Source organism: Halobacillus faecis (genome assembly GCF_007991335.1).
GTDB classification, from domain to species: domain Bacteria; phylum Bacillota; class Bacilli; order Bacillales; family Halobacillaceae; genus Halobacillus; species Halobacillus faecis.
In genome coordinates this window covers 112,111-132,634 of sequence record NZ_BJYD01000003.1, presented here as the reverse complement: position 1 = coordinate 132,634, position 20,524 = coordinate 112,111, and the positions used below count along the sequence as shown (strand labels likewise).

At 40.7% G+C, this 20,524-nt stretch carries 28 protein-coding genes; 12 read left to right on the top strand and 16 right to left on the bottom strand.

The annotated features are described in order from the left end of the window. Positions 1 to 2: 2 nt before the first annotated feature. A complete protein-coding gene (locus HFA01_RS01765; RefSeq protein ID WP_146812863.1) occupies positions 3 to 485 on the bottom strand; it encodes a shikimate kinase in 483 nt (160 codons plus the stop codon). A gap of 95 nt (positions 486 to 580) precedes the next feature. On the opposite strand from HFA01_RS01765, the gene comGA reads away from it, so the two are divergent. Genes comGA through HFA01_RS01730 form a run of 7 tightly spaced genes read left to right on the top strand, consistent with a single transcriptional unit; the run spans position 581 to position 4,411 of the window. Further along, positions 581 to 1,591 (top strand): competence type IV pilus ATPase ComGA, encoded by a 1,011-nt coding sequence (gene comGA, locus HFA01_RS01760; RefSeq protein ID WP_146812862.1) that lies wholly within the window; start codon positions 581 to 583, stop codon positions 1,589 to 1,591. Continuing rightward, entirely contained in the window at positions 1,545 to 2,597 is a 1,053-nt protein-coding gene (locus HFA01_RS01755) for a type II secretion system F family protein (RefSeq protein WP_246139239.1), read from the top strand. The genes comGA and HFA01_RS01755 overlap by 47 nt, the downstream gene beginning before the upstream one ends. 19 nt (positions 2,598 to 2,616) lie before the next feature. Continuing rightward, positions 2,617 to 2,931 carry a competence type IV pilus major pilin ComGC gene (gene comGC / locus HFA01_RS01750; protein ID WP_146812874.1) on the top strand — a complete coding sequence of 105 codons (315 nt, stop codon included), beginning with the start codon at positions 2,617 to 2,619 and terminating at the stop codon, positions 2,929 to 2,931. Then, positions 2,903 to 3,355 (top strand): competence type IV pilus minor pilin ComGD, encoded by a 453-nt coding sequence (comGD, locus tag HFA01_RS01745; protein ID WP_146812861.1) that lies wholly within the window; start codon positions 2,903 to 2,905, stop codon positions 3,353 to 3,355. Before comGC ends, comGD begins: the two co-directional genes overlap by 29 nt. Then, entirely contained in the window at positions 3,342 to 3,674 is a 333-nt protein-coding gene (locus HFA01_RS01740; protein WP_146812860.1) for a type II secretion system protein, read from the top strand. The genes comGD and HFA01_RS01740 overlap by 14 nt, the downstream gene beginning before the upstream one ends. Next, positions 3,658 to 4,074, top strand: coding sequence for a ComGF family competence protein (locus HFA01_RS01735; RefSeq protein WP_146812859.1), 417 nt, complete (start codon positions 3,658 to 3,660; stop codon positions 4,072 to 4,074). The genes HFA01_RS01740 and HFA01_RS01735 overlap by 17 nt, the downstream gene beginning before the upstream one ends. Continuing rightward, positions 4,037 to 4,411, top strand: coding sequence for a hypothetical protein (locus HFA01_RS01730; protein ID WP_146812858.1), 375 nt, complete (start codon positions 4,037 to 4,039; stop codon positions 4,409 to 4,411). Before HFA01_RS01735 ends, HFA01_RS01730 begins: the two co-directional genes overlap by 38 nt. Before the next feature lie 31 nt (positions 4,412 to 4,442). Here HFA01_RS01730 and HFA01_RS01725 read toward each other — a convergent pair whose 3' ends face one another. Next, complete coding sequence (locus tag HFA01_RS01725; RefSeq protein ID WP_146812857.1) at positions 4,443 to 4,826, bottom strand: Spx/MgsR family RNA polymerase-binding regulatory protein; 384 nt, start codon at positions 4,824 to 4,826, stop codon at positions 4,443 to 4,445. Positions 4,827 to 5,072: 246 nt separating this feature from the next. Here HFA01_RS01725 and HFA01_RS01720 point away from each other — a divergent pair, with 246 nt between their 5' ends. Next, positions 5,073 to 5,318 carry a DUF2626 domain-containing protein gene (locus tag HFA01_RS01720; protein ID WP_146812856.1) on the top strand — a complete coding sequence of 82 codons (246 nt, stop codon included), beginning with the start codon at positions 5,073 to 5,075 and terminating at the stop codon, positions 5,316 to 5,318. 70 nt (positions 5,319 to 5,388) lie between these two features. Here HFA01_RS01720 and HFA01_RS01715 read toward each other — a convergent pair whose 3' ends face one another. Next, positions 5,389 to 6,012 (bottom strand): MBL fold metallo-hydrolase, encoded by a 624-nt coding sequence (locus HFA01_RS01715; RefSeq protein ID WP_146812855.1) that lies wholly within the window; start codon positions 6,010 to 6,012, stop codon positions 5,389 to 5,391. A gap of 193 nt (positions 6,013 to 6,205) precedes the next feature. Between HFA01_RS01715 and HFA01_RS01710 the strand changes: the two genes are divergently transcribed. Beyond that, positions 6,206 to 6,370 carry a DUF2759 domain-containing protein gene (locus tag HFA01_RS01710; RefSeq protein WP_089651730.1) on the top strand — a complete coding sequence of 55 codons (165 nt, stop codon included), beginning with the start codon at positions 6,206 to 6,208 and terminating at the stop codon, positions 6,368 to 6,370. A gap of 55 nt (positions 6,371 to 6,425) precedes the next feature. On the opposite strand, the gene HFA01_RS01705 is transcribed toward HFA01_RS01710, so the two are convergent. The 6 genes from HFA01_RS01705 to HFA01_RS01680 form a co-directional block, all read right to left on the bottom strand. After that, complete coding sequence (locus HFA01_RS01705) at positions 6,426 to 7,214, bottom strand: ABC transporter permease (RefSeq protein WP_146812854.1); 789 nt, start codon at positions 7,212 to 7,214, stop codon at positions 6,426 to 6,428. 13 nt (positions 7,215 to 7,227) lie between these two features. Next, positions 7,228 to 7,914, bottom strand: a complete 687-nt coding sequence (locus tag HFA01_RS01700) for an ABC transporter ATP-binding protein (protein WP_146812853.1) — start codon at positions 7,912 to 7,914, stop codon at positions 7,228 to 7,230. A gap of 241 nt (positions 7,915 to 8,155) precedes the next feature. After that, positions 8,156 to 10,036: an LTA synthase family protein gene (locus HFA01_RS01695; RefSeq protein WP_146812852.1), complete on the bottom strand. Its 1,881-nt coding sequence runs from the start codon at positions 10,034 to 10,036 to the stop codon at positions 8,156 to 8,158. 296 nt (positions 10,037 to 10,332) lie between these two features. Then, the gene (locus HFA01_RS01690; RefSeq protein WP_146812851.1) at positions 10,333 to 11,289 is read right to left on the bottom strand and encodes an ROK family glucokinase; all 957 of its coding nucleotides are present in this window, start codon (positions 11,287 to 11,289) and stop codon (positions 10,333 to 10,335) included. Continuing rightward, complete coding sequence (locus tag HFA01_RS01685) at positions 11,286 to 11,504, bottom strand: YqgQ family protein (protein WP_146812850.1); 219 nt, start codon at positions 11,502 to 11,504, stop codon at positions 11,286 to 11,288. The genes HFA01_RS01690 and HFA01_RS01685 overlap by 4 nt, the downstream gene beginning before the upstream one ends. Positions 11,505 to 11,569: 65 nt before the next feature. Further along, positions 11,570 to 13,051: a spore germination protein gene (locus tag HFA01_RS01680; RefSeq protein ID WP_146812849.1), complete on the bottom strand. Its 1,482-nt coding sequence runs from the start codon at positions 13,049 to 13,051 to the stop codon at positions 11,570 to 11,572. 136 nt (positions 13,052 to 13,187) lie between these two features. Between HFA01_RS01680 and HFA01_RS01675 the strand changes: the two genes are divergently transcribed. Next, positions 13,188 to 14,039 carry a hypothetical protein gene (locus tag HFA01_RS01675; RefSeq protein WP_246139242.1) on the top strand — a complete coding sequence of 284 codons (852 nt, stop codon included), beginning with the start codon at positions 13,188 to 13,190 and terminating at the stop codon, positions 14,037 to 14,039. Here the strand turns inward: HFA01_RS01675 and HFA01_RS01670 are convergent. From HFA01_RS01670 to rpmG, 5 genes are all read right to left on the bottom strand, one after another. Further along, positions 14,036 to 15,565, bottom strand: a complete 1,530-nt coding sequence (locus HFA01_RS01670; RefSeq protein WP_146812847.1) for a rhomboid family intramembrane serine protease — start codon at positions 15,563 to 15,565, stop codon at positions 14,036 to 14,038. The two genes, HFA01_RS01675 and HFA01_RS01670, sit on opposite strands and share 4 nt — an antisense overlap. A gap of 109 nt (positions 15,566 to 15,674) precedes the next feature. After that, the gene (yqgO, locus tag HFA01_RS01665) at positions 15,675 to 15,860 is read right to left on the bottom strand and encodes a protein YqgO (RefSeq protein ID WP_146812846.1); all 186 of its coding nucleotides are present in this window, start codon (positions 15,858 to 15,860) and stop codon (positions 15,675 to 15,677) included. Positions 15,861 to 15,890: 30 nt separating this feature from the next. Beyond that, entirely contained in the window at positions 15,891 to 16,874 is a 984-nt protein-coding gene (locus tag HFA01_RS01660) for an L-lactate dehydrogenase (protein ID WP_146812845.1), read from the bottom strand. A gap of 93 nt (positions 16,875 to 16,967) precedes the next feature. Then, positions 16,968 to 17,537: a 5-formyltetrahydrofolate cyclo-ligase gene (locus HFA01_RS01655; RefSeq protein ID WP_146812844.1), complete on the bottom strand. Its 570-nt coding sequence runs from the start codon at positions 17,535 to 17,537 to the stop codon at positions 16,968 to 16,970. Positions 17,538 to 17,639: 102 nt separating this feature from the next. Further along, positions 17,640 to 17,789: a 50S ribosomal protein L33 gene (gene rpmG / locus HFA01_RS01650; RefSeq protein WP_035509116.1), complete on the bottom strand. Its 150-nt coding sequence runs from the start codon at positions 17,787 to 17,789 to the stop codon at positions 17,640 to 17,642. A gap of 183 nt (positions 17,790 to 17,972) precedes the next feature. Here rpmG and HFA01_RS19045 point away from each other — a divergent pair, with 183 nt between their 5' ends. Together HFA01_RS19045 and HFA01_RS01640 are read left to right on the top strand one after the other, a co-directional pair. Continuing rightward, the gene (locus HFA01_RS19045; RefSeq protein ID WP_246139238.1) at positions 17,973 to 18,359 is read left to right on the top strand and encodes a hypothetical protein; all 387 of its coding nucleotides are present in this window, start codon (positions 17,973 to 17,975) and stop codon (positions 18,357 to 18,359) included. Further along, complete coding sequence (locus HFA01_RS01640) at positions 18,356 to 18,805, top strand: endolytic transglycosylase MltG (RefSeq protein WP_146812843.1); 450 nt, start codon at positions 18,356 to 18,358, stop codon at positions 18,803 to 18,805. The genes HFA01_RS19045 and HFA01_RS01640 overlap by 4 nt, the downstream gene beginning before the upstream one ends. A gap of 172 nt (positions 18,806 to 18,977) precedes the next feature. Here the strand turns inward: HFA01_RS01640 and phoU are convergent, their stop codons facing one another. Together phoU and pstB are read right to left on the bottom strand one after the other, a co-directional pair. After that, positions 18,978 to 19,637: a phosphate signaling complex protein PhoU gene (phoU, locus tag HFA01_RS01635; RefSeq protein WP_146812842.1), complete on the bottom strand. Its 660-nt coding sequence runs from the start codon at positions 19,635 to 19,637 to the stop codon at positions 18,978 to 18,980. Positions 19,638 to 19,657: 20 nt separating this feature from the next. After that, entirely contained in the window at positions 19,658 to 20,506 is an 849-nt protein-coding gene (pstB, locus tag HFA01_RS01630) for a phosphate ABC transporter ATP-binding protein PstB (protein WP_146812841.1), read from the bottom strand. Positions 20,507 to 20,524 lie beyond the last annotated feature (18 nt).

Sequence of the window (20,524 nt, the reverse complement as noted above, 5' to 3'; positions counted from 1 at the left end):
TTCTATTTTAGACATTCGATCACTTCTTCACTGATCTCCTCAGGAGTTTTCCCATCCACATTAATGACTACATCTGCCGCTTCTTCATATAGACGCAGACGTTCATCAAACCGTTTTTTCTTCTCCGTGTTATCGCCTTTCCACAACGGTCTGTCGGTGTCACCAGTCAGCCTTTCCACAATCGTCGCCCATTCTGCTTTTAAATATACTACGGTACCCTCTTCCATCAGCACTCGATTCTCTTCCCGGAGGATGACTCCTCCCCCCGTAGACAGGACGACATCATGCTTTAAGTTCCTCAAGAATTCTGTTTCTTTATCACGGAAGTACTCTTCTCCTTTTAAAGCAAACATATCTCTGATCTTCATACCTTCATCTTCTTCTATGGCCTGGTCCATTTCTATGTATGGATCATTCGTTTTTTCACTGACCATTTTGGCTATTGTAGACTTGCCACTTCCCATAAATCCTATTAAGAAAATCACTATAATTCTCCCCCTTAAAAATTCAATGCAGGAATTAAGCCCTTTATGTCGAATACTATAAAAGACCAAATATTAACGAAAGAGGTGGTAAATGATTGAAATCCATCGCTCACTATGCCCATGACCTTCTCGTTTCCGCTATCCAGCAAACCGCTACGGACATCCACTTTTCCCCCTATGAAGAAACAGCGTCCATCCACTTTCGCATTCACGGCAACCGGATTTTCCACTCGACCACTCCAATTCCCCTATACAAGAAGCTTCTTTCCTACTTCAAGTTCACTTCAGGAATGGATATAGGAGAACACAAACGGCCTCAGAATGGAACCCTTCAGCACCGCTCGAACCAGAGCACGTTTGACCTACGCCTATCCACGCTCCCCATAACCGGCACGGAAAGTTTGGCTATACGAATTCTAAGACCGATGGATCACACCCCGCTTGAACAACTTTTCCTTTTTCCTTACCAATTGAGTAAAATCCGGCGTTGGTTGCATCACCGAAGTGGCATGATCCTCTTCACCGGACCGACGGGAAGTGGAAAAACCACCACCCTTTATGCCCTGCTCCAATCTCTAAACTCCACCAGTTCTTTTCAAGCCATTACTCTCGAAGACCCCATCGAGAAGAGTTTAAACAACATCATTCAAGTACAAGTAAATGAGCGTGCAGGTGTGACTTATGATACCGGATTAAAGGCAGCCTTAAGACATGACCCGGATCTCTTAATGGTCGGGGAAATTCGGGACAAATCAACGGCACAATTCGCATTTCGTGCTGCACTAAGCGGCCACCTCGTCATCAGTACCATCCACGCCCGTGATTCCCATGGGACCATTCACCGTCTTAAAGAAATGAGTATCAAACAAACCGATATCGATCAAACCATGATCGCTATCGCCTCCCAACAGCTTGTTTCTCTCGAGGGAGCCAAGCATTTACCAAAGAGAGCAGCTATTCTCGAACTATTGGAAGGAAACCAATTAAAAAGAGCCATTGATGGGCAGACCAACCACCCGCAGAATTTCCAATCGTTCAGTCAATTGAGGAGGAAAGCCTATGCACTTGGCTTCGTTGCCAAAGATGAAATGGACTCGTTTTCGTGAACCGCCTCTACCTATCACTCAGCAAATTTTGTTTTTCAAAAGATGCAGTCATATTTTGAACAAGGGCTATCCGCTTCTTGATGCTCTTCAAATGACAGGGTGGGATACAAAACTGAAATTCACATGTGACGTATTGACACAGCACCTCAGCGCCGGACATCCCATCCATGAAGCTTTCATTAAAGCCCGCTTCTCCCTTTCCGTTACCAACTTCCTCTACTTCAGTCAGGTACATCATAACTTGTCCAGAAGTTTTCAACAGTGTAGAGATATGTTGCAGTTAAAGAAAGATTACAAAGAGAAATTTTTAAAGATTATACGCTACCCCGTTTTTTTATTTGTCTTCCTCATCATTGCCTTCACAATCCTACAAAGGACCGTGATTCCAAGTTTCTTACATCTGTTTGAAGGTGAGAAAGGCGGAACATTCCGCCTGATGATCATCATTATGCACGCCATGAATGGGATAGCCATCCTCGTCCTTCTGACCGGACTCCTGCTTATAGGTATTGTGATTATCTTACCGCGTATGACATTAAAAAAAAAGCTGTCCTTATATGAAAGAGTCTCTCTCCTAAAGTTGTACCACTCCTATTCCGTCTCTTTGCTTTTTACCACTCACCTCCACTCTTTACTTCAGGCAGGCCTTCCACTTAAGAATGCGATTGAGATGATCCAAAGCCACAAAAAGTACGAATTGCTCTCTCATTACTGTAAGGAATTACTACATGAACTCTCCAACGGCAAAACTTTTGCTCAGGCCGTCTACAGCTGCCCGTTATTTAGACCGGAACTCACCAATATATTCCACCATACCAACGACATAGAAGCATTGAAGGATGAACTTGAACTTCTTACCGAATTCTTCATGGAATACCTCAATCAAAAAATAACCACATGGCTCCATGTCATTCAACCTGCTTTCTTCATCATCATCGCCACGGTTATCATTTTGATTTACGCATCCATCATGCTGCCTCTATATCAATGGATGAACCAAATTTAAACGAGGAGGAACCGTCGTGATAAAAAACGAAAAAGGGTTTACGTTAATTGAGATGCTTATCGTTTTGCTTGTCATCTCTGTGCTACTGATCATCACAATCCCCAACTTGTCTAAGAACAGTGATTCTGTGAAATCAAAAGGGTGTGAAGCACTACAAAAAACTGTAGAGGCTCAAGCTCAGGCGTACTTTATTGAAACAGGGGGATTCCCGGCCTCTATGCAAACATTGGTGGATGAAGGTTATGTATCTCAGGACACATGTCCAGACGGTACGAAGTTGGTCATAAGTGCAGAAGGAAAAGTAAGTGAACAAGTCCAAGCAGAAGGAACATAACGGGTACACGTTTACAGAAATAGTTATCGTTTTATTATGCTGGTCCATTCTCCTTTCCTGTTTTATTCCACTGCAGTACCGTACCTACCAGGAACTTGAAGCCAACATGACCCTTCAACAATTAAAGGAAGACCTTCTCCTTACACAACACCTTTCCATGAATGAACATGTTTACTATTCATTAAATTTCGACCAAGAATCAGGAGGATATATTCTATATGACGCTAAAGAAAGAAAACCAATTTTCACCAGGGATTTCCCTGATCATTGGGTGGTCCGTTTGACTACTCTACACCCAACGGTGCGATTCAATCAAAAGGGAATGATCCAAAGAGCAGGAACGATGTACCTGTACACTCCAAATAAAACGTATAAAATCATTCTCCCTTTCGGATCAAGCAGGTTACGTATTGAAGAAATCTGAGGGTTTCACGATGCTTGAGACCCTAAGTGCTTTTATCCTTCTGATGGTCATCACATTATTTACGCTTCCTTTGCTCACTGAATTAAGGATCGCGCAGAAAGACCTTCAAATAGAAAGAGAAGCCACTAAATTGATTCAAAATGAATTCTTCGAACACAGGATGAGAAATGGTCCACTTCCTTATACATCCAAACATCAATGGACACATGAAATTACTCTAGTCATCACACAAGAAGAAGAATGGATAAGAGGCTGTGTGTCGTGGAAAAACCAGAGAAAAGAAAACAAGGAGTTCTGTTTGCATGATAAACGGGAATAGGTCAAGTGAAAGAGCATTCACTTTAGCGGAAGTATTGATCACCCTCATGACGACTTTGATCCTATTTACGATCTCCGTCCCCTTATTCACTTTAATGAAAGGAAATGACTATTACTCCGAGTTATCCATTGATCAGTTGAGCGCGGTCATCCAATGGGAAATAAACCAGGGCCGTTCCTATACCGTCTTAGATCATTCCCTCTCCATCATTGATAAACAAGATCGACATATCGTCATGGAGAAATATGAGGGTACATTCAGGCGAACCGTTGACGGATCGGGGCATGAAACACTTATTCAAAATATAGAAGCCATTTCGTTTGAATATAAATCTCCTTCAATTCTTATGGAGGTAGAAATTCATGACCAACACTACACGAGAAAAATCCATCTTCCATAATGCCCACGGGGTGATCTTCCCCTGGGTGCTTATCATTTGCTTTTTACTACTCATTGTCACATTTACAACCATCAATCAGTATAAAAACCACCTTCTTCTAGTCAGTAGTCATCAATCTTCTGTTGTAAAACAACACATCCTAGACTTTTCACGAATGAGATTGGATACAGCATTAGAGACCGTTTCAATAAATCAAATACAATACTCTACTGCCTATTCTACACCTGATGGTGAAAGCACAACAGAATGCACACGGGAAGAAACTCAGTGGGTATGCCTCTCGGATATAGTAGTAGGCGATCATCGTTCTCAAGTTAGAACTTTCCACACCCCTTAAAAAAATCGCCCCTCTTAAGAGGGACGATTCTTCAAGAAATGTTTTGTTTATATTCCATCCGTTTATCAGTGATCCCGCGAAGTCCATCCAAATCATAACCGATAACTAATTTGTCTCCATTTGTCAGAATCGGACGTCTTAACAGCTTAGGCTTCTCGATAACCAACTCTAGAAATTCATTCAATGTCAAGTCTTCTACATCAAGGTCAAGCGTTTTAAATTCTTTACTTCTTTTCGCTAATATTTCATCTATTCCGTGGGTGGTCAGTGATAGGATCCTTCTTAATTCATCAGCGGTAGGAGTCTCACGAAACAGGTGCTGTTCGTTAAAATCCACCCCTTGACTCTTTAACCATGATTTCGTACGCCGACAGGATGTACAACTTGGGTATGTGTAGAATTTTAACTTTTCCATGTTTAACGCTCCTCGCTTTTTTTGTATAACTTTATTGTATATTGATTGTATAACCTTTGTACAATATTTTAAACTCCTTTTTATCATTAGACAAATAATTTTCACAACTTGAAAGGTTAAGGAATAAGGACATGTGGGAATACAAATACTGAGGAATGAAAGATGAATACGTTTTATTTACAATTGTATCCGGGTCGTTTATAATATGAATGATAGTTTAACGATAGAAAAGGAGGGGGAAAAAGCATGGATCGAATGTTTCGAGTACTGGCCTTTTGGACAGGTATCTTCGCTGTCATGTTCTATACAGGCGATATGATGGAAGCTTCCTTATTATCACTAGTTCAAACGGCTTTTTTCCTTACTATTGGTTACCTTAAGCTGTCAGAACGTATGTATGTGTACATATTCTTCTCATACTTGACAGTCTTCATGATTGGATTCACGTATTATTGTTCCTTTATCTTAGTACCAGGATTTGGCGGACACTAAAAAAGAACCTGTCACCCTTCATAAGGGTGACAGGTTCTTTTTTTAGCGTTTTTCATTTGTAAGAGCCCCATTAATTAAGGAAAGGGTTCTCTTCCCGCTCTTCGCCTATTGTGGTCGGCTGACCATGCCCCGGAAAGATACGCATATCATTACGTAATGAGAAGAGCTGTTCCCTAATGCTTTTCTCAAGCTCTTCGCGGCTGCCACCAGGCAGGTCAGTACGTCCGATACCTCTTTGAAACAAAGTGTCTCCAGCGATCGTCAGACGCTGGTTCCTAAAGACAAAGGAAACACTTCCCGGAGAATGTCCCGGAGTATGACGAACTTCAAATGGGAAGTCTCCAATTTGCATTTGACCTGTTTCAAAGTAGTGATCGGCTGGCCTGGCAATAATTTCACCTAAACCGAATAATGCAGAGCCGTTCTTTTCGGGGTCCCCCAACCATTCCGCTTCTTTTTCATGTATGTACACTGGAGCGTCATAGGCATCTCTTACTGCGTCAACAGCTCCAATGTGATCGAAGTGTGCATGGGTTAGCAGCACAGCAATGACCTCAAGTTTTCTTTCCTTTAAGTAGTTCTGTAACTTTTCAAAATCCCCACCCGGATCGATGACCAGCGCTTTGTGATCTTCATGGATGACATAAGCATTCGTCGCTATCGGACCGAGCGGTAACCTGGTTATTTTCTTCATTCTTTACACCTCATTTATTTATTTCCTTATCAAATTACAAACTTAATCGTGCAATAGGTAAAAAAGATGTAGATAACTCGACAATTTTTTGTTTATACTATAGAATAGATAAGTACCAATAATAACTACATATAGTATAACATCTATCCTTTATGGATGATAATAATGAAAAGAGACTTAGGGGGTGCTGAATTTGGTAACAGCTATTCTTCTTTTACTCGTAACAATCCTATGTGTTTGGGCAATTTTCCGTGAACTTAAAACAAAAAACTTCTTTGCTGTTCTTTTTGCAGGTGCATCAGCATTGATTTTCGGATGGTTCTCAGTCATGACCATCTGGTACAACTTATTCGGTTAAACAGTGAAAGCAAGCAGACCTATTAGGTCTGCTTGCTTTTTTTACTCGGCTCCTATTATGAACGAGAACTTCTAATCTCTTCGTCCGTTTGCAACAACTGCTTGTTTTTGTTGAAAAAGTACCTGTACATACATAATGTGATGAACATAGCACTTAATGAAACGGAAGAAAAAATACTGAGAGAGATGACTAACTGATACTTGATCGCCATAACTGGGGAGACACCGCCAAGTATCAAACCAGTCATCATTCCCGGAAGCTGAACAAGGCCGATGGTTTTCAGCCTGTCGACGTTTGGTATCAAAGAAGCATGCAACGTATTTTGAACGATCAGGTGAGAGGCCTGTTTCGGTTCTGCCCCTAAGGATAAGGAAGCGAGCAACCGTCCGTTGTTTTCTTTGAACTCAGTCTTCATCCGTTCAAGAGCCAGCCCCATAGCAGTCATACTATTACCAATGACCATGCCACTCATGGGGATGACCTCAGAAGGTCTAAACTGAATCATGTCAAACAAGAGCCACAAACTTAGTACCCCAACCTCTATAGCTAAAAGTCCTCCAAAAAGTATAAACCCAACATAAGGCAAGTCCTTCCCTTTTTGCCTGGCATGAAAAGTCGCAATGATAATCATGACTGTCAACATAAAAGGAATCCCATAACGGGCGGGTAGATCAAAAAGGAATGTTAATATGTACCCGATGGCAAACAATTGGACCGTTCCTCTTACCGTGGACCAAATAACATTTTTGCTTACACCAAGCTGATAATAATAAGACAAAGCTAAAGGAACAATGACGAATATAATTAAAAAGAATAACGACTGATTCGATATTTCTGGTTCCAAACCTTCTTCCTCCCTACTGCTCTAAAAACTTCGCAAGTTCTTCTGTCTTCGGCTGATCAAACATATCTGGTATCTTTCCGTCTTCTACAATTTTCCCATCACTAATAAACAACCCACGGGTACCAAGTCTACGTGCTTGATTCAAGTTATGAGTAACCATGAGCATAGTGAGCTGATGTTCTTCCATCAAGCACTCCAGTACCTCTTCAATTTCTTCTGCCGTACGATAATCCAAAGCACTGGTCGGCTCATCGAGTAATAAAACTTCAGGTGAATTGGCCAATGTCCTCGCTAAGGATACCCGTTGTCTCTCTCCCCCCGAGAGCTGATCTACGTCTCTTTCTAAATAGTCGGAAGGAAGTTGAACGTAATCCAATAATTTTTTCCCTTGATGGTCTTCCCATTCACCAAACAAGGATGGGCCGTATTTAATGTTATCCAACACGGTTCCCGGAAATAAATTAGGTGCCTGGAGGACGAGACCCACTTGTTTTCTCAGAGCAGTGATTGAATGCTCCTCAATCGGTTTCCCGTTAAAAAAAATGTCCCCCTTCTCCGGGTCATTCAGCCGATTCAATAAGAATAATAATGTACTCTTGCCGGCGCCTGAAGGGCCGAAGAGAATGACTTTATCCTGCTTTTCAATTGTAAAATTAATATCTTGTAGAACCCCTTGGTACACATGCTCAAAACGAAACATACTTTTCCCACTCTCCATAAAACGTTGTTTGTAAATATCATTACCCTTATATGTATGAATTTATGTGAATAGCGCAGTAAAAGCTGGTAAGGGATTTTAATATTTTCCCCTGTAAAGCTTACCAGTTTTTTCAGATTTCTAAGTACGAGATGATTTGAACTTCTAATGCCGCTTGCCAAACCATTCACTTTTCAATCTCACACCAAAAAAGCCGCTAAGATGGTCTCCTAGCGGCCTTTCTTTATTTTCCTGTTTGGTTAAAATCGTAGAACCTGAACAAGTCACCATAAATGATATTATCTGAGTAATTCATTTCTTTACTCACTTCTTCTTTAATGGGCTGGCAGGCTTCTGCATTCTCTTCAGGAAGTGGTTCTCCTGTAGAGCGATCATAACATGTTTCATTTGAATACAAATAATCTTCAGTAATGAAGCTGCCGTCTCTTAGAGCAACGAAGTCTTTATTCTTTTCAGCAAACATATTATCGCCGAAGGTTAAATCTCCATTCTCTTCAATGCCAAGGAGATGGAGCAATGTCGGTTTGACATCGATTTGACCGACAACTTTATCCTGTACTCCGCCATTTTCGTATCCTGGTATGTGGATCATAAAAGGAACTCTCTGCAGTTGTGTTTGTACGTAAGGATCCACATCTTTTCCTAAGAATTGTCCCATAGCTTTATTGTGGAAATCACTAATTCCATAATGGTCACCCATTAGAACGATAATGGAATCTTCATATATACCGGCATCTTTCAACTGCTGAAAGAACTGCTCCAATGCTTCATCCGTATAACGAGCGGTTTGGAAATAAGAATTCAATGTTTTAGAATTAGAGTCGTATTTATCAATATTTGCTTTTTCTTCAGGGAGTTCAAACGGGAAATGGTGAGTCAAAGTTATGAATTTACTGTAGAACGGTTTTTCCTGTGATTGCAAATATTTAACGGATTGCTCAAAAAATGCTTTGTCTTCCAGACCCCAACCAAAAGAGTTTTCAGGGGTAACTTCGTATGATTTCTCATCATAGAACTGGTCGTACCCTACATTGTCGTACATGACGTCCCTATTCCAAAAGCTTGCATTGTTGGCATGAAAAACGGATGTTTCGTAACCTTCTTCATTCAATATTTCAGGCAAAGCATTGTATTCGTTCCCTGCATGTGTGAAATACACAGAACCTCTTCCCAACGGATAAAGGGAATTCTCAACAATGAACTCCGAATCCGATGTTTTTCCTTGTGCTGTTTGATGGTAGAAGTTTTCAAAAGTAATGGTATCTTTACTTTGTTTCAAATCATTAAGGAATGGTGTCGTTCCTATCCCATTGATCTCTGAATCGAACAGAAAGTTCTGGAAAGATTCGACACTTACAAAAATGACGTTTTTATCCTCTGCAATTCCATATAACTCCGAATCTTTATTTGTTTGATCAGGAGAGTTTTCTTTTAAATAGGTTTCTATTTCACTGATTTCACTGCCATCTGCAAATACACGCTGAGCTTTCGTTTTTGTCTGCATCGTTGCATCATATAGATGGTAGTTGTAGATCCCAATATTCTTCACCAGATATTCGCGGTCAAAGGCCCGTACAAAAAGCATTGGGCGTTCAATCTCTGCAAGCACAACATTCCCGGCCAGAAGCAAAAATGTAACTGCTGTAGCCGCAATTTTCCCTCGTTTTGGCAGCTTGACAGTAAGGTCAAACTTTTTGCGGCTCAAGTACCACACAAGCGCTACATCGGCAAAGATGAAAATATCTTCCATATGAAGCAATGTCAAAAAACTTCCTGTAAGGTCTGCGGCATTGTTTCCTTGAAACAGCACGGGGATGGTAATAAAGTCTGTAAAATTCCTATAAAAAATCAGGTTTAAGAATAAGACCAATGAACCGATCAATGTCGTCCAGCGTAAATATTTCATTTGATTTTTAGGTTTCATCCATACACTGATAGCAAAAATCAGATAGGCACTGGCAATCGGATTAAATAAAAGTATGAATTCTTGCATTGGATTCTCAATCGATAAGTCGAACATGAATCTATAAACGACATACGTTTTCAGACCAAATAACAATGTCGCAATGATAAATAATGGCATGTTCTTCATTCTCCATTGCATCATGGTTCCTCCTCTAGTACGATACTGGTCCATTTTAACAAAAATTAACCAGGTTCCTAATCTTCTTTAACAATTTCCACTTATAATCCATATTAAACTCTTTCTTCATATATGACGTAAATGGTCCCATAAAAGTTTCATAAAATTTATATTTTCCATCATTTTCTAAATGACAGGGTGGAGCTTTTCTTATCATAAGACAAAAACATGATAAAAAGAAGTCCTAGCGATTAAAATATTTTTACAAATTTTATACATGTGCCCACAAAAAAATTGGAGCCTCGAGGCTCCAATTTTTATTTATTCTTTTTAACTAAGAATGCTCCACCAATCACACCGGCATCATTACCTAATTCAGCTATGCCAAAGCTCGATGCTTCAGCTGTTCTCGGTAAAGCATATTTCCGGTAAGCTTTTTCCAGGGGATCAAGCAGCAAATCTCCCGCTTTGGATACTCCGCCACCGACCACGATTTTTTCTGGATTGATCGCAATGGCCATGTTTGCTATTGCCATTCCGAGTACATCTGTAATCTCTGAAATCACAGCACTTGCTGCCTCATCGCCAGCCTTTGATGCTTCGAATACATCTTTGGATGTCAACGTTCCCTCATTTATATACCTATTCAGTTTAGATTCACTGTGTTGTTCCGCTGCTTCTTTTGCTTTTCTAACAATACCTGTCGCTGAAGAAACGGTCTCAAGACACCCGGTCTTTCCACAGTTACAAGGAGCTCCTCCATTAGGTACTACGGTGACATGTCCGAGTTCGGCTGCTGTCCCATTAGCTCCATTAAGGATCTGGCCATTTGCAATAATGCCACCACCTACACCAGTACCAAGGGTAACCGCAATCAGTTCCGTACACCCTGCTCCGGCACCCAGCCAATTTTCACCTAAAGCAGCCAAATTAGCATCGTTATCTACCCATACATCCATTCCTGTCAAGTCTGCAAGAAGGTTTCCGAAGTCAAAATCTTTCCAACCGATATTCACGGCTTCATGAATATAACCTGTCGTGGTATCGACGAACCCTGGAGCTCCTGCGCCAATCCCTACCACCATACTTGGATCAATGTTCTCTTCTTTAAGAGTGTTTGAAATGGACGCTGCGATATCAGAAGGAATGGCTTCTCCCTTATTGTCTGTATTGGTTGGAATTTCCCATTTTTTCGTAATTGTACCGTTTTCCTTAATAATAGCCAATTTCACTGTTGTTCCACCGATGTCTGCGCCGACATAATATTGACTCATCGCTTTTCCTCCCCTGTTTGACGATCCTTTTGTTTCGCGATTTCACTTCTTAAAAGCAGGATAGCCATTTGATAGTCTTCTGAAGGCATACATTGGGCTTGGTACAACTCCCTAACTTCCTCCTCCATCATCTCTAGATCGGCCAGCCTGTCACCTATGTAAATGATCGTTCCGAATTTTTTTAAGTATTGCTGAATGTCATAAATCGTTTTCATTCTTCATCACCACCATTCATTATACCAATACCTTTAAGACTTGAAAACGTAAAAACCCTGATCACTTAACGATCAGGGTCATCTGGGTGCAAAAATGCCGGTCTCCTGTTTTTTAAAGGAATCGGAGAACGAAGCAGCACATCTCTTAACGGTTTCCATGAAAAAGGTAGAAATGGCCACAGGTACGGCGTTTTGAAAGACTTCATGCTGGAAATGTAGAGGAGCCACAGTGTTACTCCCAACACATACCCTTTTAATCCGAATAAACCCGTAACCAGAAGCAGCACAAGTCTTGTTATTCGATCAGCAAGTCCAAATTCGTAACTAGGAGTAGCAAACGTACCAATAGCAGCAAGAGCCAAATATAAAACGACTTCGCTTGAAAACAGACCAACCTCTACTGCTACTTGACCAATTAATATTGCAGCCACTAAACCGAGAGCGGTGCCCAGCGTAGAGGGGGTATGGATGGCTGCCATACGCAGCATATCTATGCCTATTTCCGCGATTAAAAACTGGACGATGAGCGGAAGCGTTCCCGTGTCGGTAGGTCCAATAAATGCAAGAGCTTCAGGAAGCAAATCCGGCCTTTTAGAAAAAAGAAAATACAGAGGCAAAATGAAAATGGAGGCAAAGAAAGCAAAAAAGCGAACGGCACGCAAATACGCACCTACCAACGGCTTTTGCCTATATTCCTCTGCATGTTGAAGATGATGCCAAAAGGTTGATGGAGTAATCATGACACTTGGGGATCCGTCAATAATGACAAGAATATGCCCCTCATAAAGGTGGGCAGCTGCTGTATCAGGACGTTCCGTGTACCGAATAACTGGATAAGGGTTCCAATAACGACCGCTGATATATTCATCAATAGTCTTTTCTGCCATAGGGAGCGCATCCGTATCAATATCCTGCAATACTTTCTTCAATTCTTCGACACGATCGGAATCAGCAATATCCTTGACATAACAAATACACACATCCGTCAATGACCGGCGTCCGACTTGTAAATATTCCATTCTCAACGAACGGTCTCTGATCCTTCTTCTCGTTAAAGCCGTATTAAAGATAATCGTCTCTACAAATCCATCTCTCGATCCTCTAACTACCCTTTCAAGATCAGGCTCCTGAAGCCCACGGACAGGATAAGTACGAGCATCAATCATAATAATTTCATCGACGCCTTCGACGACCAGTGCTGTAGGACCTGCCAACACCCAATCCGCAGCTGCATTCAAATCTTTTTTCTTCTCTAACTCCACATAAGGAAGATGGGTTTTTAATAACTTTTCAAGAGGGTCCGGGTCTAGTTGATCAGGGTCTAATCTTGAGAGGAGCTTCATTAAATAGTGAAGAATATCATCTTTTACAAAGCCGTCTACAAGGAATAAGGACATACCTCTACCGGCGTAGACAAGATCGAGATGAACCATATCAAAGCTTTCTTCCACTCCAAGCCGATCTTTGAGATACGATACATTTTTTTCATAACTATCAAATAAGCGTTGTTCTTCCAAAACGCACCCTCCTCTTAACCTTCTTCGCATAGTTTCTTCCAAATCCAATTATTCATACACAAGGAAGAGGCAGGATAATACGCATGTCCTTCGAAAACGGAACATATCCTGAACTATAGATCACCTATGCAGAGAGGATGTATGAGGAGATGATGGTTTGAGAAAAGTGTGGGTACATTGGGTACTTGGTCCATTGGCCTTAGCCATATTCATCGCAATTTATACTCAATACTTCAATGAAGAAGCGGTCATCAAATATTTTCCTTTGGACGAGGGTAGTGATTTTCGATCGTACGGAACTTCCTTGAATTTTGCTGCTGAAGAAGACGAGGACGAGTATGAAATCCTATGGAACATGTTTTCTGAGAGTGATAAAGCCATGTACTTGAGACAGGATGTCTCCCTTTTATATGTAAATGGACGACTAAAAGGTGTAGTGAGCAAGTGGGAGGAAAATACATCAAAGATCAATAAGGAAACGTCTCTTCACGGGGAAGATAGTCAGAAATATCAGGCCATCTCTTTTCATCATGGGGAAATACATGAAGATAGTGGACCGATAAAAAGCATACAGGCAAGTTCGAAGGACGAGCTTTACGTCATTGATTCCCCTCATTCTAAGCGGACCGCATTCAAAGAACCAGCAAATCAGGAGGAGGAAGAATGGAAAAAGAGACTCAACCATTCCATCCAGCAACAACTGGAAGTGCAATGGGAGGAACTGCTGACGTATTATGGCATCAACAAAGAAGATTACACTCTCGTCCCTTTGACTGATCTAGCTGATTATAAAGACAAGCCGCTACCTGGAACGAATGAGGATGACTCAGAGAGAATAAAAGGACAACTATGGGAAGGTTTGTATAAAAACTATGTGCTGGGCATAAGTGATACAAAATCTTCCCACCCGATTCAAAGTTATATTCCTCTTATTCTCTTTGATAAAAAAGGTAAACATTTAATTGTCCTGTATGAGGATGATACTGGAAAAAAACATCGCCTCATTCAGTCATATTAACGGAGGTTTTCATATAGCTCTTTAAAGTCTTTTTGATCAGGGTTAATGTCAGCGGCTCGTTCCGCATGGTCAGCCGCTTTCTCTTCTTCTCCCACTTGTTGATAGAGGAGGGCTAAATTGTAATGAGCTTCTGCCATATTAGGTGAGAGTTCTATAACTCGGAGTAAATCTTTTCTGGCTGCAGTCGTCTCACCTTTTTGTAAATACGCAAACGACCTGTTGAAACGCAGAGCAGCTTCATATTGACCGGGATTATCCAAGGCTTCACTCGTGATTGCAATCACTTCATCATAGGCCCCCGATTGATTTAGCTCCTGTGTCTTTTGTACCTCGCTAAACCCTTTCGCATCATTGAATAGCCCCACATAGCCTGTATACGCCATGCTTGAGATAAGTAATAAAAAGACAACAAGAGCAGCCAGCTGTTTGAACCTGTTCATCTGTTTAGGCATACGTACAGCCGCAGTTGCAATAAAACCTCCGACCATTCCTCCGATATGTGCTCCATTATCAATTTGTGGAACGAGCAGTCCGAATGAAATATTGAGGATGACGATAAATATGAGGTTCCAACCCATGGTTCGGAAAAACAACTGTTTATGCTGGACACCAAAAAACAAGAGCGCCCCAAACAACCCGAAAATGGCCCCTGATGCTCCAGCTGCCACATGAGGATTCAGCATAAAACTCGCCACACCACCAAATAAACCCGAAAGTAAATAAATCCATGTAAAACGCCATGTTCCATACAATTTTTCAACGGCTGTGCCTAAGTAATAGAGGGCAAACATATTCATAAAAAGATGGAGAATTCCTATATGCAGAAACATGGATGTAGCAATTCGCCACCATTCCCCTTCCATTATTGCTGGATTGAATTTCGCACCGTACTGGATGAGGGTTTCAACAGATGTACTATCACCTACCCATTCAATATAGAGAAAAATCAATACGTTGACAGCGAGTAAAAAGTAGGTCATTCGAGGTTTGCCATAATCAAAGATCGACATGATTTGTTTTCTTTGATCTTGCTGTTTCTTTACAAGCTGATGCTTCAAATAGGGAAGCATAGCCTCCATTTCTGCTTCACTAACCTGTTGATCAATGAGAGGCTCATCTAATTCAAAGGTATCATAAAACTTTTTCTTTTCTATTGCTTTGTTTTCGTCATCCATATAGTAAAGAAAAATTGGATTTTTTTGTGAAGAGATGTCGTTTTCTACATTTTCCCACTCTTCCACAGGAGGGTATTCCGAAATATACACAACGTGGAATTGGACTTTGCCGCCACGAAATAATTTTTTATTTTGAGACAACTGCCGATAGGATTTTTCCAGATCTCTCCGCAGCTCATTTTTCCAATTGACTTGTTTATGAGTTAAACGGACGACATGAGTTTGCCAATCCTGTTCTTTCTCAAGCCAAACTTCTCCGCGCTCTGCACTTATATTAAGCACTTGAAAATCTTGTGATACAACCAAGTCATAGGTAAGTTTCCATAAATAATACTCTTGTTCAATAAACACGTTGCAACCCCCTCAATAACACCTACATCATATCATGCCCCTTTGTTACGGAGCTAATTGAAAGCATTAAAAAAGCTGCCAGGAATCATACCCTGACAGCTCATTATATTCATAGCCCACGAAACATTTGAGAAAGAAATTTCTGCCGAATCCAAGGAATGTTCATGGACAACCGGACAAGGAGCTTACGAAGGAAAGGGACCTTCGTAACGAAGTCCAACGCTTTGTAACGGTATTTATAAACCGTTGCTATAACCGAGCCGATGATCATGACCCACCTGAAAAATTGACGCATCTCATCCACCTCTTCTATGGTTAGGTGAACTTATTTTTCGCCTGAGTCGTCATCCTTATACACGTTGTTATGAATAACAGGTTCCATCGCCTCTTTTAATAAGGAAGCACTCGCGTGAAATTTGTCCCGTTCGTCCTGATCGAGGTTCAATTCAATGATTTCTTGGATTCCTTTGCGATTTACAATGGCAGGCACACCTATATATAGGTCAGCCATGCCATACTGTCCCTGTAAATAACCGGATACAGTTAAAACGGCGTTCTCATTGTGAAGAATTGCTTTCGTTAACCGAACAAGCCCCATTGCAATTCCATAATGGGTAGCTCCTTTACGTTCGATAATGTGATAGGCTGCATCCCTGACCTGTTCAAAAATACCTTCAAGGTCTTTTACATCATACAAATGAGGGTGGTCTTTAATACGATCAAACACAGAGCGGCCCGCTACATTTGCGTGACTCCAAACCGGGAGCTCAGAGTCTCCGTGCTCACCCATAATGTACGCATGGACATTACGGGTATCGATATTAAAATACTCACTTAGTTTGAAACGTAATCGAGCTGTATCCAGGATTGTACCTGACCCGATGACACGTTCAGTGGGAAGACCGGAAAACTTCCACGTCATGTAAGTCAAAATATCAACAGGGTTTGTGGCTACAAGGAAAATCCCATCAAAACCACTTTTCATAACAGAATCAACAATGGACTTAAAGATGGCTGTATTCTTCTCAAGCAAGTCCAGCCTTGTTTCGCCTGGTTTCTGATTCGCTCCTGCTGTAATAACGACAAGATCAGCGCTCTCACAATCGGCATAATCCCCAAACCATATCTTCTTGTTTGCAGGCGCAAAGGCAAGACCATGATTTAAGTCCATGGCATCGCCTTCTGATTTCTCCTTGTTCAAATCAATCATGACCAATTCATCTGCCACTCCCTGATTCAATAAAGCGAACGCATAGCTCGAACCCACGGCACCTGTACCGATTAATGCCACTCGATTTACATGTTCCAACCCAATCCCTCCTCAATAGAATCTAACCTCATTATAACTCATAAGATTGCTCAACACTTCACAATGATTGAATGTTTTGTGACATCATCTCAGTTAGAGATTGTATGTAGATCGGATGCCGGTTTCTGTAAGGATAAATTCCACTCTCTGATCATATTCTTCCAAAGGAAGTGGTGAGTATTTTTGTCGCTCGGAAGCAATCATCAAAGTCTTCCCCCGAAAACCTTCAATAAATCGATCAAAATACCCTCCACCATACCCTATTCTGTATCCTTTTTCATCAAACAATAACCCTGGTACAAGTAGTAAATCAATATCGTTTTTGCTCACAACTGCTGATTGCTCGGGCTTAGGTTCTCTTAAACCGAAATAAACTCTTTCCAACTGATCATACTTCTCCAAATGGTAAAACTTCATCTCTCTACTCTCTGGAATACATTTAGGTACGACAATCTTCTTCCCGGACCGCCACCCTTCTTCGATGATCGGTTCTGTAGACCATTCATGCGTTTGAGATAACGTAACACCCACCACATCGGCTAACTTCCATATTTCACTCTTGAACAAACTCTCATGCATTTTTCCCTCAATATGGAGTTTCTCCTTCACACTTATATCCTGGAGGATCTTTTTTCCTTTGAACCGTAGTTCGTTCTTTTCCATTTCCCGCTCCTCCTTTTCAAATCTCTGTTCAACAATTCATAGACGACCAGGACACGGCAGAGCTTTAGATATAAAAAAAACAGTAGGAAATAATCCTACTGCTTACTTTGTTTCACGGTGAAGCGTGTGCTTCCCTACGCGTGGGCTATATTTCATAAGCTCTAGACGCTCTGGGTTTTTACGCTTGTTTTTTGTGCTAATATAATTGCGGTCACCAGTTTCGGTGCATGCAAGTGTAATGTTTACGCGCATTATTATTCCTCCTAATCATAAAAGCTATTCACTGTCTCATTCACATTATCAGACTAATACATAATACCAAAAACGCGTAAACCTTTCAAGTAGTTATTGACCTAAAAACGGTGAAATATCCCATAGTCACGCATCTAATTCTATGATATAAATAAATGTGGACAACCAAAGGAGTGATACAGATTGATTTATGTGATTGGTACATTGGCTGCAGTTGGCATTGGCCTTTTCGTTCTTTCATATTTCATGAATGATCGAATGAAAGAACTTGAAAACCAAGTCGAACAGATTAACATGACAATGATGCAAAGCAACTACCAGCTCAAAAAGAAAATGAAGGTCTTAGAAGAAGAGCTTCTGGCTGAAGATTTAACTCAGGAAATTATGAAACAGCCCCCGCGGAAAGTGGAACCCCCTCAAAGCCGGCAAAGCCTTCCCTTAATCGATACTGTTATATCCATGTATCAAAAAGGCTATAAAACCCATTACATAGCAAAACAAACGAACTTGAGTGAGCATGATGTCCATTCGATGATCCAACAGCAAAAAAGCGGTGGTGTTCAAACATGACACAATGGATACGATCCTATGCCCTAGGATTACTTACAGCTACTCTTGTGTTTGCTATATCCTATTGGAATATAGATGCTACACCCAAAACAGCCTCGAAAGAAGAATATAAAACGGATGAATTGATTGAACAGCTCGAAAGTGAAGGGTATCGAACGGTAACAATAGATGAGTGGAAGTCTATGCAGGAAAAGAATAATAAAAAGGCGTCGCCTCCTCCCCCTATTAAGGAGCCTGTAACCACTTTTTCTATTGACATTGTCTCGGGTACTACTACAGATGAAATCAGCAGAAAATTAATACAGGCTAATATCATTGAGGATGCTTACGAGTTTGAAACTTTCATGAAAGAAAATGATTACAGCCGCTATATACAGATTGGTCAGGCTACACTAAATTCAGGAATGTCTCTACAAGAAATTGCTGAAGCTATTACATCTAAGTAAAAAAACCGCTCTCATGCGGTTTTTTTATTTTCTCCTTTTATCATTGGCATGATTCATGATCCATATTGCACCATTATGTCTTTACCACATGATATCTAATCTTCTTTATTGATAATAAAACCGGAAACAAAAAAGACATGAATCGAAAAATCGATTCATGTCTTTCCTTCTTTTACTTATTTAGATCATAAGTTCTTCCCTTCACCAGATAAAAGATACTCTCACCGATGTTTGTAATATGATCAGCGAACCTCTCAATATACCTGGCTACATAAGCCATCTGCATAATGTGCTGGATTTGTTCTGGGTTAATCGCCGTCAATTCCAGCATTTCTTTTACAATTGAACCATATTTTTTATCTACAACGTCATCCATTTCAGCAAGTTTTTTTGCTAGCGATATATCTTCATACTCAAAGGATTTAATCGCCAAATCCACCATATCCATGGCTAGGACAGCCATTTCACGCAATTCAGGATCAATATCAATCCCATGATCTTCACCTAAATGAATCGTCGCCTTTGCAATATTGGTCGAGTGATCGGCCATACGCTCCAAATCGCTGGATATTTTAATCGCAATAATGATTCTTCTCAGATCCCTTGCTACCGGCTGTTGCTTCGCCAGCATTAAAATAGCATCATCGTTTATCTTTTCTTCCTTACGATCGATAACTGCATCATCTTCGAGAATTTTTTTTGCAGCCTCAACGTCCCTTTGATACAGGACATAAATCGCTTGGTCAAGTGAATCTTTCGTATCATGAGCTAACTCTTTAATTTGTTGCTTTAAGTCTTCGAGTTCTTCTTCGAAGTGAACACGGATTGACATAGAAATCCCCCCTGTAAATATTAACCGAAGCGTCCAGTGATATAGTCCTCTGTTCGCTTATCGTGAGGGTTTTGGAACAAGTCATCTGTGTCAGCGAACTCAATTAATTCTCCATTTAAGAAGAAAGCCGTTTTATCTGAAATACGCGCGGCCTGCTGCATGTTGTGTGTAACAATGATAATGCTGTATTTTTCTTTTAACTCTTGAACAAGCTCTTCTACTTTCGCTGTAGAGATCGGGTCTAATGCTGAAGTCGGTTCATCCATTAAGATCACATCCGGTTCAACCGCTAAAGCACGAGCGATACATACACGCTGTTGCTGTCCTCCAGAAAGACCGTATGCATTCTCGTGGAGGCGATCTTTCAGCTCATCCCAGATAGCAGCACCCTTTAAGCTTTTCTCAACGATTTGATCTAATACTTCTTTCTTTTTAATGCCATGGATTCTTGGTCCATAAGCAACGTTATCATAAACACTTTTAGGGAATGGGTTTGGTTTTTGGAAAACCATTCCTACCTTCGTACGAAGGTATTCCTCTTTATATTTACTGCTGAAGATTTCCTGATCACGATACTTAATTGATCCAGAAGTTTTAACGATTGGTATCATTTCTACCATGCGGTTTAGTGTTTTTAAGAAAGTAGACTTTCCACAACCAGAAGGTCCGATAATTGCCGTTACCTGTTTTTCTGGTACATCCATGCTTACTTCATATAACGCTTGGTCTGAACCATACCATAAGTTCAAATCATTGACTTCGATAATACTATTGGCGTTCTCTTTTTTGATTCCCTCTTTTTTTACCTCAGGCTTCTTTGTCCCTTGATTTACATTTTTATTTGTTTTCTCTTCCATTACTTTATTCATGTTGAAACCCTCCTCATC